A 15600-nucleotide genomic window follows, 5' to 3' on the forward strand; every position below is an offset into this window, starting at 1 on the left:
CGTTTTCGATTAAGTGGCTATTGGTAGTGAATCCATGAACAGGACGATCCGACAGCATTTTGTTCCTCGTGCCTACCTCAGACGATTCTCTTCATCTTCGTCTGGGACGGGTATAGAGCGTACTCACGCTTTAATCAAGCGGAACACTAAGATTGTAGAAATTCCTATTCAGAATATTGCTAGTCGCGAGCTGTTTTATGACTTCGGGCCTGGGGATCAGGAGCAAGTACTGGAACAGCATTTTTCGCAGAATATTGAAGGCGATTTGGCAGACCTGTTAAGAGAATCTGTAGACCATTTCAAAGCAGCTCAAACACTTGTGGCAAGTCACAAGCGTCGTCTTGCTGCTCACCTGGCCTTGCAGTACCTTCGTACCCATGAGTTTCGCCGTGTGTTGGCGGAAAACCTTGGTGGCGTCGCCGAGATGCTCACGCGGCAATTCCGTAGCCTACACAATGACCTTCCTGATGAATTCAAGGTTGAGGCGAATGTGGACGCTCGGGCACATCTCGACCTCGGCATGAATGACGCCAACATCGGGACCATCGCGCACATCCTGACTCAGCATGCCTGGCAGGTGGTCCGTGCTCCGGCAGGCCGCACCTTCCTGACCAGCGATGCCCCGGTGATGCTCATTGGGGAACCTCTGGCGCCCTGGATGGGTGTGGGCTTTGCGACGTATGGTGCCCGGGTGCTGTTTCCTCTGGATGCCGAGTATCTGGTAGTCACCACCGACATAGTTAGCTTCCGTGAGAACGGCCACCTGGGCGAGAACGTCGTTGTCGAAGCTACCGAAGGGATGATGGACCAGTACAACTTCATCATCTTGGGGATGGCCGCGGAGCAGGCTGTTGCTAGGACTCGTCTGGAATTGGAGCGGGCGGAAGCTCTTCTGCGCGCCGAGGCTCAATACCTCGGGCAATCCCAACCCTAAAGGAACTGCTTGGCCTGTGCGCCTTGAGCTGGTCAGTCGCGCACCTGCCAGAGGTCCGAGCGATCAGCAGGTCAACGGCCACGTCCTCAGGTGGGAAGCCTGACTTTTGTTGCGGCGCGCCCTAGCCTGGGGACGTGGCATCACACACCACCTACCACGGGCTGTGGCAAGCGCCCGACAACACCCTCGACAGCTACGGTTACTTCGAGATTCGAGACGATGGGTTGCGCCTCAACATGATCGGCATTCGAGAGCACGCTTTCGAAGTCAGTTCCCATGATGTCGGTAAGGAACGAGGGCGGCTCCGGGTCATCCTTCCGTTCTCCGACCACCCCAATATTCCGACGCTATCGGCGAAGACTGCCGAGGGCAAGACGGTTTCACTTTTCGACCTCGCTTTTCGTCACTCTCGCGGCGAGTGGCTCGGCCGCCAGCGTGACACCGCCTACTACGAATACGAGCCGCAGCTAGCGTTAATTGGGGAACGTCGGGTAGACGACCTATCAGCCGAGCGCTTCACGGCCCTGTCCCTAGACCTGCACAGCTTCTCTGGGTGGCCCCCCGGCTCACCCTTCGAGTACGAGTTCAGGGACGACCAGCCGACCCGCCACTACTTCGTCCTCGAATATCAGGTGCCCGTCACGAGTGTCCGTGTGGAAGAGCTGCACCTGACCCTGGAGTTCCGAACGTACTTCTCCTCCGCTCCCACAGGTGGACGCCACATCTTCGATGCACATGGGCGAGTTACCCTCGTCCCGGACGAACCAGCCAGCATCCACGCGCTCCTCGAACTCGTCGGCCGGGTCCACATCCTTCTCGATTTGCTTGTCGGTCAACGGCTCAAAATTAAACGCCTCGGGCTCATGACTTCCAACATCCAGACCGTGTTGGAGGACGGGACAGAAGTGCACGAGGCTTTCGAACTGGTGACGAGCCAAGGGCGCCTTGACGACAGCGTCGACGAGCGCGTCACGCCCGTCTTCCCCTACGAGGACCTAGGAGAGCGGGCTCCCGTCGTCTTCAGCACCTGGCTGGGGGCTGAACGCAAGCTGCGCCGCGCTGTGAACGCGTTCGTTGTGGTCGCGTTCGCCCATGATCTCGTGCTTGACTCGCAATACACCGACCTGGCGGGCATCGTCGAATCGCTCGCCCGCGAGGGGGGGAAGCAGTATTACGTCGAGAAGAGCATGTTCAGGGACGTTGCCCGAGAGCTTCGAGCGGCGATTCCCGAGGACTTGCCCGAGACCTTGCGCAGCATCCTCGCCGCACGAATCGACACGGCCAACGAGCATTCGCTGCAAAGCAAGGCCACGGCTCTCATCGAGGCGTGCTGGCCGATCTTCGCTGACAGGATCACATTGACGCCATTCGACCTGGCTGCGGCGCTGGCGAACAACCGCCACGCCCTGGTTCACAACGACGAAGGGAAGAAGAAGCTGCTCGCTCGTGACGGCTTGAGTTTGTACTGGTTGACGCAGGCCATCAAATGGTTGGCCTACGGTGCCATCGCGCTGCGCCTCGGCATGGACCGCGATACGGTCCTGGCCCGACTCCGGGAGCGAATTGAGGAGACGAGGCTGAAACTCGACTACGAACACTTCAAGAAAGGGGAAGGGTAAGACCAACGTTGTTATCGAGAGCGACGGCACGATTTGCTGTCCGGGCCGTCCCGAGCCTGGCTGCCGCTAATCCGGGGCGACGTGCGGGTGGAAGGTTGGGTGTCCAGTAGGCAGACACTGACTTACCCGAGAGTTTGTCGATAAAGGACAAAGCTCCAAACGGCAGACTGAGGCGTGACGTTCACCCTGCCCGCAGCCCGTAACCAGTTGTTCTCTCAGGTCATCGCTGACCAGCAGCGCATCTGGGTGGTGACGCCGATGCTCTGGCTGATGAGCTACCAGGTGCAGAGTGGGGGATACACGACGCGAGGAGATCCTGTCTTCGATTGGATGCCGACCACGCAGATGGTCGCTCTGGCTGGGAAGCGGCGGCCCTCACCCCCAGTTCTCACTCCCTACGAACTGGCTGTTCCACCCATCGTGCTGGAGATGCCGAGCCCGAGCGGGGCGCTGCCATTCCTGTTAGACGGCATTCACCGAGTGGACCAACTCCACGCGTTGGGCATTCCCGACATACAGGTCATGTCCCTCACGCCCCAGGTGGCAGCACAATTCGAAGTCCCCGTGAGAGACGTGCCCCAGGTGATGGATGACCTTCGCCACCAGCGGTCCTCGGCCCCGCTCAACGCTTTGTACGCTCAATTAGGCCATATCAAGCAGGCGGCGCTCGCTCTGCGAGCTGCTGCCGCACAGGCTGGACGCTCGGTCTCGGCCTTTCCCCTGCCCCGCACACTGTTGCATCAGGAAAAGCTCTCCGGACCGGCCTGCCCCGAGGTGTACTGACGGCAGGACGAAGGGCAGCCTTCACCCCTGCGTGTACGGTCGCCGTGATCAATGTTGAAAAGGTTGCCCTTCACGCGGTGGGGAATACATTCAAGGGTCATGGCCGTGCTTGACTGGGTAGATGACGCGCCCCGTTCTGCACGTGCATGTAGTGCACGCGCCTGCCCTTTCGGGTGCCTGTGGCACGGTGCTGAAGCACGTCTGTGCCCAGGCTGAGCGAGGCAGGGCCATCCCCATCTCGCCGGGCGCCCGTGTAGCATTGGACACGGCGGTGGGGGGCATGCGCGACCACCTGGAAGCTGTGTTGACCGCATATCCCATCTCAACTGCCATGTCGAATGGAGCACCCTGGATGTGTTGGTATTTCAGAGCGCTCCATAGTCCTAGGATGCGGAGCGGGCTCAGGGAGTGATGGGTTTTTATAACGACGGCATCGGGGGAACACTGACGTTCAGTCCGCATATTGACCTCTACGTGCTGCCGGGCCATGAAGCTTGCCTCGCCACACTATCTGGATGAGGTCGGGTTCTCGCTCAAAGGCGTGCGGAGGCGGACGTGGTCGACCAGGGCGTGACGCCCCTGGTCACGCTCCCGGCGAACTGGGAGAAGCTCTCGACCATTTGGGGCCATCACCTCGGACGGGCGATTCTTCCGGCAGACGAAGTCCGGAGCGATTCGCAGTGGAGACGTGAGCCGATTCTTCCAGCATCTGCTGCGTCAGATCCAGGGAGAGATTGTAGTGGTGCTGGACAACGCGGGCATTGACCGGTCCAAAGCCACTCAGGCGTTCGTTGCGCACCACGAACGCCTGTCCTTGGTCTTCCTTCCGCCGTACGCCCCGGAGTTAAGTTCTACTCAGGAGTTGCACCTGCATAACGACGGGGAAGCGCTCCCAGCCGAGAAAATCTGGGAGTGTCTACGTCACAGATTCTGGGGGAGCGCGTCCGCATTCTGGCAGATGAGTTCCTGGCCGTTCCAACCACGTCCTACCAACAGCGCAGCCTCCAGGCTGCGCTGTCGATGTTCCTGGACACTGCCACCAAAACGGCGTTGCACCGCGCTGAGTTGGTCAGCAAAAGTGCGCTGAGCCGCCTCCTGAACGAGTACCCCTGGGATACGGCACAGGGTTGGGCCATCTTGCAGCGCGCCCAGTGGGACGCGCTGCTTGTCGCGGCCCGACGAAAACACCGCCCACTCCTGCGGCTGAGTGTCGACCTGACCAGCATCGAAAAAAAGGGCAGCACGCTGCCCTTCGTTCGCGTCTATAACGAGGTTCACGGCATCCATCTGGTCGTGTTGTTCGCCGAATACGGAGCGGTGAAGTTTCCCGTGGGGTACCGGGTCTACCGGGGCAAGGGGACAGCGACCCCAGTGACTCTGGCACGAGAACTTCTGCGAACCGTCCCAGACGCGATCCGTCGTCGATTCCGGATTCGCGTGTTAGCAGACAGCGGATTCGAATCCGCTGTCTTCCTGGATGAAGTCAGGCAGCTGGGCTTCGAGTTTGTGGTGGGCGTTCGGTCAACCCGGCGGACGATGCACCCAGGCGAGGTCACGGTGGCTGACTGTCCGCATGGAGGCTACATCGAATTGAAGAACTGGCCGCATGACCCGCTGGTGCTGGGTCGCGTCGACCGTGGAGACCGGGTGTTTCACGCGGTTTCTTCGGAACTGATGGAAGGCGACGAGGTGGTCGCCGAGGGGGCGAAGCGGTGGAGTGAGGAATCGTTCTTCAAGGAGGGCAAGCACCAGTTTGGTCTGGCGCAGTTCGCATTGCGAACTGCTGTGGGCCTGGATCGCTGGGTCCTGCTGGTGTTCCTGGCCTGGACACTGGCCATCCTGCACCGAGAGACCGGGATGACCCTGGAGGCGTGTGCTGCTCTGGCACTGATGACGGTCATGCCAGACGTTCATTTGAACCGCCTGCTCCTGACGTTCAGCAGAAACTCGGAATTTCTCCGCCAGCACGGCTATTCACTGCGCTATGCGAGGTGCAACTCCTGAGTTCTATTGAGCTGGTGTGGGCATACGTAAAGCGCAATGTTCTGGGAAACTTCTGTGCTTGCTCCGTCTCGGCACTGAGGGAGAAGCTCCGGGGGGCGTGGCAGCGTATTCGTTACATCCGGCTACCACATCAGCTTATAGATGCAAATCTACGCCGCGATCGATAAGTGCATGTCGCTAGAATAGATGCCGACTGATGCCCCAGTTCCAGCCTGCCCGCCCGCAAGACGCCTGGTTCGTCTTTCGGGGGTTCGCATACCAAGTGGATACCACGCTAGTGCGCTGGGTGACTCTGCCGCCAGGAAGCGAACTTGTGCTGGAGTGTGGGGAGGACATCGACCACATTGCTCAGGCGGTTGTCGGCGAACAAAGGCTGCTTGAGCAGGTGAAACGCCTAGACGACAACGTCACCCTGCGAAACGGGGATGTCCTAACAGCCATCGCCAATTACATACATCACCGGTCCGCCAACCCGGGCCACTTGCTCCTCTTCCGCTTCACTTCAACGGCGGACATTGGTATTGAGCGTCCGGCGCTCTCCCCTGAGCGGAGGCCAGGTCTCGAGTTGTGGCGTGCGGGGCAACAGGAGGCCGCAGCCCAGGAGCGCCAGACCCTGCGCGCCTTTTTCACACGGGTGAACCAACCGGCAAAGGTTTCCGAAGCAGCCTGGAAGGTGTTTAAGGCCTTCTGGTCTGAGGCGAGTGATCAAGAGATTCGTGAGATGCTTGCGAGATTTGAATGGAGTTGTGGCGCCCCTGAATCTCCGGCCCTCCAGGACCTCGTGCAGGTGACGCTTTACAGTAGTGGCAGGGTCCGTTCATTGGCAGAGGCCGCCAGGCAGTACGCCAAGTTGTTCGTGCATGTGCTCCGGCTCTTGTCTGAAAGAGGCGACAAGCGCCTGCACTCCCAAGATCTATCCGCCGTCCTAGAAAGCGAGACATGGACGGAGGAAGATGAGCGGCTGTTCGAGCGTGTGCGGTCTATTGAGACCGCAGTTCACGAATTACGGGAACTCGCTGCGCGACAAGCCCTGGCTATGACCAAATTACAGGCGCAGATTGGAGTCATTGCCATTGAAGCGGGCGTGAACGTCTCGGCAACATATGTAGCCTATACGCTGCCCGACCTCAGTCCACCTCCGACACTGCCTCGTCGGTCCCTGCGTCAAGGCTCGGTGGAATACGTCTTGCGCGCGGTGGGGGACGCTCCTTGGTTCGCTCTCCATGGCGTCATCGGAGTCGGCAAAACTGAACTCGCGCTGCTGGTTGCCGCCGCCCTAGGACAGGTCAGTGCATGGATTGACTTCCGTGGTTTGAATGAGACGGCCACGACCATGCGTTTTGACGCCGTTACGGCCTCGTTGGCTGGTACGGTACCGGGGTCAGACGCCATCAAACAGGCCATGTGCAGCCTCGGCCGGGGAACGGTCCTGGTTCTGGACGATCTCCCCAGAATTCGCTCAAATGACCTAGGTCGGCGGTTGCGTCTGCTCATGCAGCAGGCCTCCGAACAAGGAGTGCGGCTGGTATCAACCAGCCATCATCCCTTACCCGCCACTCTGACCGAAGGACCGGCGGGTGCCGTCAACGTGGCCGCGCCACTGCTGGACGAGAGGGAGGTGCAGGAGGTGCTGCTGACTCACGGTATGTCCGGGGAGTCGCAGGTGGCTCGATTTATCCACGCGCTCACCGAGGGGCATGCAGCCCTTGTGACAGCCGCCGCACGCCTGCTGGCCCAGCACGGGTGGAATCTGACCAATGAGGCCCTGGAGGCCCTGCTGCGGCGGTCCTACGGTCAGGAAGTGCAGCAGGAGACAGTTGAACGGCTGCTGGAGACGGTCGCTGACAGCAGTGGGCGCGAACTGCTGTACCGCCTGACCCTTGCGCCCACCACCTTCCAATTCCGGCACGCCCAAGTCGTAGCAAACGTCCAGCCTGAAATCAGCCATCCTCGGGAAAAGTTGACTTCACTCCTGGGGTTATGGGTGCAGCAGCGCGCGCAAGGCGCCTATGCCCTGTCACCACTCCTCACACACCTTGGGGCTGACCTGACTGCTGATGTCCAGCGTGGGACACATCTGGCGCTCGCCAACGACACCCTCGCGCAGCAGACATTGGATCAATACGACGTATCCCGCGTTCTCGTACACCTGCTGGGTGCCGAGGAGCCGAACCGCGCCGGTGCCCTGTGGTTCTGGGCGGTCATGCAACTCAAGGCCCAGGGTGTGCTCGCCGAGGCTACCCTCATCACCCGCCTCTGGATGGGGCTCACTCTCCCAGCAGGAATGAGTGTTGCTCTTCGCTTTGCCATTCGCGCGCTGCAACTCCAGGTGTTCGGCAGCCAGACAGAAGACGCCTCTTTTCTGCTTGAGGAACTGCGGTCCCTGGTGGGCCAAGCCCAGTCATCGGATGCGTGGGCCTTGCTTTCCGCGTTCGCTGACCGTGAGTCCACTCTGGCTCGGCTTGATTTTCGCCTCGCGTGCGCCGTCCTTACCAAGATCACCGGCGTGACCTCCCTGGAGGGAATGCACGGCGAGCCTGTCGCGTTGCCCGAGCCGGGATTCCTGAACAATTTGATCGTGCTGCTGACACCGCGCCTGCACACCCTGGACAACGCCCTAGCCTGGTTGGAAGTTGCTGAGCACACCCATAACCAGGGCGTGTACCCGTTAGATACATCGCTGGGCTGGGAAGCGTTACGCCAAGTCGCCGAACGGCGCTTCATGGAGGAGTTCGAGCGCCCCGCAGAGCAGCAGGACTGGCGGCGTGCCCTGGACGACATCAGAACCTTTTCAGCGGCGGCCCGGGAGAGCAGTCTCCCCGTAATTTGGGCCTGGTCCGTCGAAGCGCAGGTCATCGTGCAGGGCGAACATCTTCACGACCTGAATGCCGCTCTGCAAACTGTCGAGGAGGCTCTGCGTCTCTCACGGTCTCCAGAGGACCGCGTCATCCTGTATGAGGCCGCAGGTCGGCAGTTCTTCTACCAGAGACAGTACGAGGGCGCGAAGCCGTGGTTGGCTCATGCGGTTGCGGAACCGGCAGTGCAGTGCGGCGACGTCCGGGTGCGGGCGGCCATGATGCTCAGCGCCTGTGAGGGAAGGGCCGATCCACATGAGGCGTGCCGGATAGCGACGGCCGCGGTAGGGTTCGCGCGGGGCCGGGAGGATGTGGACACCACGCTGTTTGCACGGGCATGTGGTGACGCCGCCGTTGCCGCCTGGGCAGTGGACCGGCACGTAGATGCCTATTCGGCCTGTCGCGAGGCCCTTCTGACACTGAGGCGTGAGTCAGATGAATTGCAGGGCTGGCGAGAAACGTACGTGAAGCTGCTGCATCTGGTGTCGAGGTGCGTCCTGGACCTACGGGAGAACGAGACCAGAGTCAAGCGCAGTATTGAGGCGGGCCACGGCGAGGCGTACCGCCACATCTTCGGTGCCATCCACCCGCATATCGCCGCCCGCTACAACCCGGTCAACGGCGCCCACGAAGACGCAGTTATGGCTGACTTCGCTGACCTGCTCGGTTTGGCCGATGAGGCGGCGTGGTGGGCACAGCGGGGTCTTGCGCGGCCCAACATCACGCTGGCGAGCCTGGCCTCGCTGTCCAGTCACGCCGTGGCGGGATCACTGCGGGAACAGAAGTACGGCGAGGCGCTCGACGCGGCCCTGCGTGGGGCGGCTGCCATGGTCGGCGGCATGTACGCACCACAAGGTCCCCTCGAAGTCACGGAGGCGGACCTTCACCAACTGCTCGGGTCGAGACCAGGCGCGCGGAGGGAGGAAGTGGAGAACATAGCCATTGTGTCTGGCGTGATTCCAATTGCGTTCCAGGTTGCCGACTGGATCATTCGACGTCCCGAGCAGGGCGTTGTCATGGCCAGAGAGTGTGCCGAGTTGTGCCGCCAAACTCAGGTCAATGCTGTGTTTCCGCAGATCTGGGAAGAGTTTGCCGATGCCTTCGCTATGATGGGCTCCGATCTTGTACCGAGATCTATCGTCATTGAGCGGGCTAACCGAGCCACCCATGCAGAACAGAACTCAGTTGCGACAATATGGCAACTGCTAGCAACCTTACGAAGAGACTTCTCTATACGGGAGGCCGCCCGGCTCCACCGCAGCCACGCCACTTTCCTAAAAAGAAGCTTGCGTGGTGCCAAACATGATTTATATCATACTACTGCTTCTTTCTTTATTACCTATTGGTGTGAAAGGATTGGGAGCGAAGATTTTTCACATTATATAAATTCCAACATTCAAAATGAACTGATGACTGCAAGTGAACAACTTGATAACAAACTTGAACTCTTGCTTCAGATTCTAGAAGCTATTGAAAAAGGTAACTAGTCGAATACATAATAACGCATAGCATAACTTTGATTCCAGTGCAAGAAGATGGTGATGCCGCACCGCCTTCCTGCCAGCGTGGCGACGATTCTGCTGGATGCAGGGGTGCTGCTGGATCAGGCGCAGAAGTTCCTGCGCCACAAACGCAGTGCCATCACTCAGATGTACGCCGATACCATGCAGGTCGGGTGCTCTGTGTAGGGCTCAAGACCCGATTTCGACATTTTGGTCCGCTAAGCGCCAGGGCTATCCAGCACGGGGTCTAGCTCCTCAACTCCCGGTAGGCCCCAGGCGGGGGCACCAACTCCTGGCGCCACAGATAATCGCCCGTCAGGCCGATGTGCTCCCACCCCAGCGGCGACACATGCGCCAGCAGTTCATCCGGCACGTCCTGTCCCTCAGTCCGCAGCGCCTCCACCGCCCGCCCCAGGTACACCGCGTTCCACGCGCTGATCGCCGCCACAACGAGGTTCAATCCGCTGGCCCGATGACTCTGCGCCTCGAACGTCCGGTCCCGCATCTCGCCACCTCGGTGGAACGCCACCGCCCGCTTCAAGGCGTGGAGCAACTCGCCCTTGTTCAACCCAGCCAGCACCCGGCGACGCAACTCCGGGTCCCGCAACCACTCCAACGTGAACAACGTTCTCTGGACTCGCCCCAGTTCGCGGAGGGCCAGCGCGAGGCCGTTTTGTCTCGGGTAGGACGCCAGCTTGGACAGGATCAACGAGGCGGTCACCGTGCCCGCTTTAATGGAGGTCGCCAGCCGTCGCAATTCGTCCCAGTGCTCGCGGATCAGCCGCAGGTTGAGCCGCTGGGCTACCAGCGGCTCCAGCAGACCGTAGGCCGAGGCGACCTCGGGCGTGTACAGCCGGGTCTCGCCCAGGTCCCGAATCCTGGGGGCGAAGCGAAAGCCCAGCAGGTGGCAGAGAGCAAAGACCTGCTCGGTGTAGCCCGCCGTATCGGTGTAGTGCTCCCTGATCTTCAACTCGGACAGGTGGTAGAGCAACCCGTCGAGCACATGCAGGGCGTCCCGCACGTTCGTCGTGATGACCTTGGTGTGGAAAGGGGCGTACTGGTCGCTGACGTGCGTGTAGAACAAGACGCCCGGTTCCCGCCCGTACTTCGCGTTCAGGTGCCCGAACGCCTTCCCGTGTCCCCCCGTGGGAAAGCGCTGTCCATCGGAACTGCTTGTCGTGCCGTCTCCCCACAGCGCCGCCAGGGGGAGCTTGGACTGGAAGTTGACGATCTGAGCGAGCCCCGCTGCATACGACTCCGGACGGATAAACCAGTCCGACAGGTACATCAGACGACGGACCGTCACACTCGGGTCGGGCGAGGCCTCCGCCATCTTGGTCAGTCCCAGGTTGAGGCCATCGGCCAGCAGGGCGGTCAGGAGGTGGTCGTGGCGCTCGACGCCCTTCCCGTTCCGGAGGTCGAGAAAGGCGCCCGTGAAGCGGCACCAGGCATTGACCTCCAACAGCAGGTCGGTGACTTTCACCCGGGGCAGCCGGGCGGCCAGGGTGCGCTGGAGCGGCCCCGCCTCGTCGGGCACCGTCTTGACCACTTTGCCCACCCGGAGCTTCCCGCTCAGCAGACTGACCGACGAAAGGGCGCCCTTGGAAAGCAGGTCCTCAACCTCACGCAATTGCCCGGCGAGCTTTGGTTCGGTGACCGCCCAGAACGCTTCGAAGGTCTCCGGCAGGTCGAGGGCGAGGTCTGGGAGACGACTTTGCCATACGTCCTGGGGCAGGAGGTAGGCGTCGAGGTCCCTGTACTTGCGACTGCCCTCCACCCATACGTCCCCCGACCGCAGGGCCAGGCGCAGCTCGTCCAGCACGCATAGCTCGTACGCCCGCCGGTCTACCTCCCCATCCTGGAAGACGTGGGCGGTCCACTTCTGCCGCACGAAACTGAGCGGAACATGCTCGGGCAGGGTCCGCTTCCCTGAGGCGTACATTTCGCGCAGGAGATTCAGAGCCTCAACCAGGGGTGCCGCCGTACCCTGGGCGTGGAAGGTGAAGGCGGAGAGCAGCCGGGGCGCGTAGGCCCGAACCTTCGGATACGCCTTCATCACGTGGTGCAGGGGATCGAGCTGTTCGGTGGATATCTTGTCTTGCCCGTCACGAACTGTCTTCACCAGCCTCTCCCACGACACGACCGCCTCGACGGCTCGGTACGGGTCGGTCTGCTCCTCCCGGGCGGCAATTAGGGCGGCACAGACGGACTTGTACGTGCCGAGTTGCTCGATGACGGACGGTCCCTGCTGCCCGAACGCCTCCGCCGCGTTCCGCTCCCCCTCCCGGAGCAGCGACACCATCAGGCGGTCGTGCAGGTCGAACACCCCGTCGGTCAGGGTCTCCGACAGGTCGAAGAGGCGCGCCATCAGGGTGGCCTGCCGTCTTTGAGGCTCGTAGGCAGCGAGGTGGGAGGCACTCACCCGTCTGGCTTCCTCAGCCAGGTGCGCCAGGCGACTCTGCGGTAGAAACGCCCGCAGGTTGCTCTGCACTGGGAACGTTCGCACGAAGGCCAGCTTGTCGAGCAGGGTCAGCACGTGCTTGGGCTTGGGGACACTGACGGGACGGCCCAGCCAGACCAGCCGTGAGAAGGCTTCGTCGCCCTGCGGGGTCAGCAGCGCATCCACCCGCCCGGGAAGTTCACCCTTCAGTGGCAGGTTCAGCAGGCCGTAGGTGTACTGGTCGGCTTGGATGCGCGCCGCGTTCACCAACCGCTCCAGCACCGACAGCCGTGGGGTCAGGATGTGGCGTCGGCGCAACTCGTCGATGAGCGTCCCCACCAGGGGGAAGGCCTGTTCGGTGACGACGGCGCTGGGCACGAGCCAGTCGCGCAACTCCCGGTTTAGGCGCCCCGACAACTCGACGTACCCTAGCCGCTGGCACAACTCGGCGAAGTGCTCCTTGCGCGTGGAGTCCCGCCGGGCGTAGTCGTCGTGACAGGCGGGATCGACGCGCAGTTGCTCGGCGAGGAAGGCCAGCACCTCTGCGGGTAGGGCCTCACCTTTGCGGAGCCCGCGTCCCAGGTGGCGCAGCACGGTGAGCTGTACGGCGTAGCCAAGTTTGTTGAAGTCGCGTCGCCGCTCTCTCACCAGCCGGAGGTCCTCCTCACTCAGCAGGTAATACCGGGCGAGGGTGCGCTCGTCGAGGGCGGGGAAGCGGGTGAACTGCTCGCGTTGTGCGGGGGTCAGGAGGAGGGGTGTCCGAGGGGTCAAGCTGAGCCCCAGGCGTTCAGGCAGAGGTTCCCTTTTCCGGGTGTAATTGTCCCTATCACCGGATTTTCCTCCAGGAAGTGCGAAGAATTGCGTATGCTGGCCAATCCGGCACCCGCTGCTGGAGTTATCCGGCCTCCAGGAATGGAGTTATCCGGCACCCTCCCAGCCAACGGACGAGCTGTCCCCATTATGAAAGGCTGACCGTCTCCGGGGTCAACTTCCTGCTCTTCTTTCTGAGGCTTTCTCCCCGAAGTTCGATCCGGTAGGCGTGATGCAGGACGCGATCCAAGATCGCGTCCGCCAGCGTGGGATCTCCCAGATTCGCGTGCCAGGCCGGGGTCGGGAACTGACTGGTAATGATCGTCGAAGCCCGTTCATAGCGGTCATCCAGAATCTCCAGCAAAATCCTTCGACCTTCCGCTGTGGGCACATCCAGCCCCCAGTCATCCAGAATCAGGACGTTCACCCTGGCGATGCTCGCCAGGAGCTTCAGATACCGTCCATCCCCTTTCGCCAGGGTCAGTTCCTGCAACAGTCGCCCGGTTTGCGCATACAACGCCGTGAAGCCCTGACGGCAAGCCTGGTGCGCCAGGGCACACCCGATGAACGTCTTCCCGACGCCCGTGGGGCCGGTGATGATGACCCCCCTTTTTTCGGCGAGCCACTGACCCTGGGCCAGTGAACGCAGCAACCGGGCATCCAGCCCCCTCGGGTGTTTCACATCCACCTCTTCCAGGCTCGCATTGACCTTCAAACGCGCCGCCGTCAGGCGGCGCTGCAAGCCCCGGGTATCCCGGCAGGCCCGCTCACGGTCGACCAGCAAGGTGAGTCGTTCCTCGAAGCTCAGCTCGCGGAGACCAGGTTGTTCCTGTTGTTCTTGCAAAGCGAGCGCCATGCCATCGAGCTTCAGGGCGCGCAACTGTTGAATCACCGGATGGGGCAACATGTCAACCTCAATTCAGGGTGCGCTCGGCACCCGGTTCGTCGATCTCTGCGAAGTACCCAGGACCACGCAGATTGCTGTGGTCGGCTACAGGGAGTGCGGTGGGGGCATCGGGGAGTGGCGCTTCGTCCAGACGGTGCTTCAGGATGGATTTCACGCTCTGCAAGCTGTGCGCTTGCAGAGCCAACGCCCGCCGACAGGCCGCTTCCAGCCGCTCCCCGTACTCGCGGTGCAGGCGAAGCAGACCCGTCACGACGCGCTTTCTCTGTTCAGGATGTTGATCTCCGTCGAAGATGGCGCGCACCAGGGTCGTCGTGGCCTCCCCAATCTGCTGAGCCTGACCCAGGAGTTGGTCCGGACCCACCTCGCGGTAGTACCGGTGGTGGGCGGGCATGTGGTCCGGCACCGTGGTCTGTTGCCGGGCCGACGTCAGCGCGTCGGGGACCCGGTGATGAACCGCGATCCGTACGCCTGAACGGTAGATCTCGATCAACCGCGCGGTGAGTCGCAGATCCACCCGGGTCTTGACGTGGTGATGGGGCACGCTGTACGCGTGCCCCTGGACGACGACGTGGTAGTCCAGACCGACCGTGGCGTGCTTCCACTCGGCCACCTCGAAGGGCTGGGCGGGCAAGGGGCGCAGCAGGGGTTGATCCAGGGTTTCGAACTCACTGCGGCGACTGCCTGGCCTCTTCTGAAAGGGTTGCCCATTGAGGGTGTTCAGCAGTTCCCAGACCGCTTCGTTCGCCTCGGACAGGCTGAAGAACACCCGGTCGCGCAGCGGGGCGAGAATGCGGCGTTCCACGATCTGCACGTGCACTTCCACCAGGGCCTTGTCTTTGGGTTTGCGGACCCGGGCAGGGATGACGGCGACGTCGTAGTGCTGTGCGAATTCCTGATAGGTGCGGTTCAGCTCGGGTTCGTAGCGGCTGGCGTGGGTCACGCCAGCCTTGAGGTTGTCCGGGACGATGATCTCGGGCACTCCACCGAAGAAGTCCAGCGCCCGGACATGCGACGCGATCCAATCGTGAATGCCCTGGGTTCGGGTCACTTCGGCGTAGGTGTAGTCGCTGGCACCCAGGGTGGCCACGAACACCTGGCCAGCCTGGACGACCCCATTCCTCGGGTCGGTCAAGGGCAACGTCAGTCCGGCGTAGTCGACGAAGAGCTTCTCACCTGCCCGGTGGGTCTGGCGCATGGTCAGGCCCGTTGTGGCCTTCCACTTCCGGTAATTCTCGTTGAAGGTTGCGTATTGCCAGCCGTCCGGATGGTGCCGACGGTACTCTTCCCACAGCAGTTGACGAGTGACGCCTTTGCGCCGCAGTTCCCGGTCAATGGCGGCCCAGTCGGGCTGGTGGGTGACACTGACGGCAGCCTGCTCACGGGTACGAAAGAGCAGCACTTCGAGCTGGACATCGTCCAGCTCTGGGGGAGAGGCCAGCTCAGCCCCGCTTGCTGAGCGCGTGCGACGTAATCCTGCACGGTGCTGCGGGCGAGTTGGACGCTTTGTCCAATGAGGCGGTCACTGAGCTTCAGTTCCAGTTTCAACCGCAAGACTTCCCTGATTTTTCGCATGGACGCTCGCTTTCTGGTCATCCTGCAAGGATGACCAGGGGAGTCTCGTCCGCGACCGGAGGGTGCCGGAATCAACCAGCGCAGGGTGCCGGATTAGACCAGCGGAAGGTGCCGGATAACTCCAGCGACCCCCGCCGGATTACGCCAGCGTACGCAAAGAATCGAGAGTGGAAG

The 15600-nt window shown here is 61.7% G+C and carries 8 protein-coding genes and 2 pseudogenes; 7 read left to right on the plus strand and 3 right to left on the minus strand.

Going from position 1 to position 15600, the window contains the following annotated elements; genetic code table 11:
• The first annotated feature begins 34 nt into the window (after window positions 1-34).
• The 7 genes and pseudogenes from C3K08_RS15070 (at window position 35) to C3K08_RS18770 (ending at window position 9883) form a co-directional block, all read left to right on the plus strand.
• Window positions 35-934: a DUF4238 domain-containing protein gene (locus tag C3K08_RS15070; RefSeq protein ID WP_104992281.1), complete on the plus strand. Its 900-nt coding sequence runs from the start codon at window positions 35-37 to the stop codon at window positions 932-934.
• 134 nt (window positions 935-1068) lie between these two features.
• Window positions 1069-2553 (plus strand): HEPN domain-containing protein, encoded by a 1485-nt coding sequence (locus tag C3K08_RS15075; protein WP_104992282.1) that lies wholly within the window; start codon window positions 1069-1071, stop codon window positions 2551-2553.
• Between the two features lie 174 nt (window positions 2554-2727).
• Window positions 2728-3336 (plus strand): hypothetical protein, encoded by a 609-nt coding sequence (locus C3K08_RS15080; RefSeq protein WP_104992283.1) that lies wholly within the window; start codon window positions 2728-2730, stop codon window positions 3334-3336.
• Between the two features lie 622 nt (window positions 3337-3958).
• A pseudogene (locus C3K08_RS18965) lies at window positions 3959-4177 on the plus strand (transposase); the annotation flags it as partial.
• 71 nt (window positions 4178-4248) lie between these two features.
• A complete protein-coding gene (locus C3K08_RS15090; RefSeq protein ID WP_104992285.1) occupies window positions 4249-5340 on the plus strand; it encodes a transposase in 1092 nt (363 codons plus the stop codon).
• Between the two features lie 286 nt (window positions 5341-5626).
• Window positions 5627-9682, plus strand: a complete 4056-nt coding sequence (locus C3K08_RS15095) for a hypothetical protein (protein WP_152872661.1) — start codon at window positions 5627-5629, stop codon at window positions 9680-9682.
• A gap of 78 nt (window positions 9683-9760) precedes the next feature.
• Window positions 9761-9883 (plus strand): hypothetical protein, encoded by a 123-nt coding sequence (locus C3K08_RS18770; RefSeq protein ID WP_255411735.1) that lies wholly within the window; start codon window positions 9761-9763, stop codon window positions 9881-9883.
• Between the two features lie 61 nt (window positions 9884-9944).
• On the opposite strand, the gene C3K08_RS15105 is transcribed toward C3K08_RS18770, so the two are convergent.
• The 3 genes and pseudogenes from C3K08_RS15105 to istA form a co-directional block, all read right to left on the minus strand.
• Window positions 9945-12908, minus strand: a complete 2964-nt coding sequence (locus tag C3K08_RS15105; protein ID WP_158679995.1) for a Tn3 family transposase — start codon at window positions 12906-12908, stop codon at window positions 9945-9947.
• A 187-nt stretch (window positions 12909-13095) separates the two neighbouring features.
• Complete coding sequence (gene istB, locus C3K08_RS15110; protein ID WP_104989849.1) at window positions 13096-13854, minus strand: IS21-like element helper ATPase IstB; 759 nt, start codon at window positions 13852-13854, stop codon at window positions 13096-13098.
• 7 nt (window positions 13855-13861) lie between these two features.
• Window positions 13862-15426, minus strand: a pseudogene (gene istA / locus C3K08_RS15115) (IS21 family transposase).
• Between the last annotated feature and the right edge of the window lie 174 nt (window positions 15427-15600).

It is taken from the genome of Deinococcus sp. NW-56 (assembly GCF_002953415.1).
GTDB lineage: Bacteria > Deinococcota > Deinococci > Deinococcales > Deinococcaceae > Deinococcus.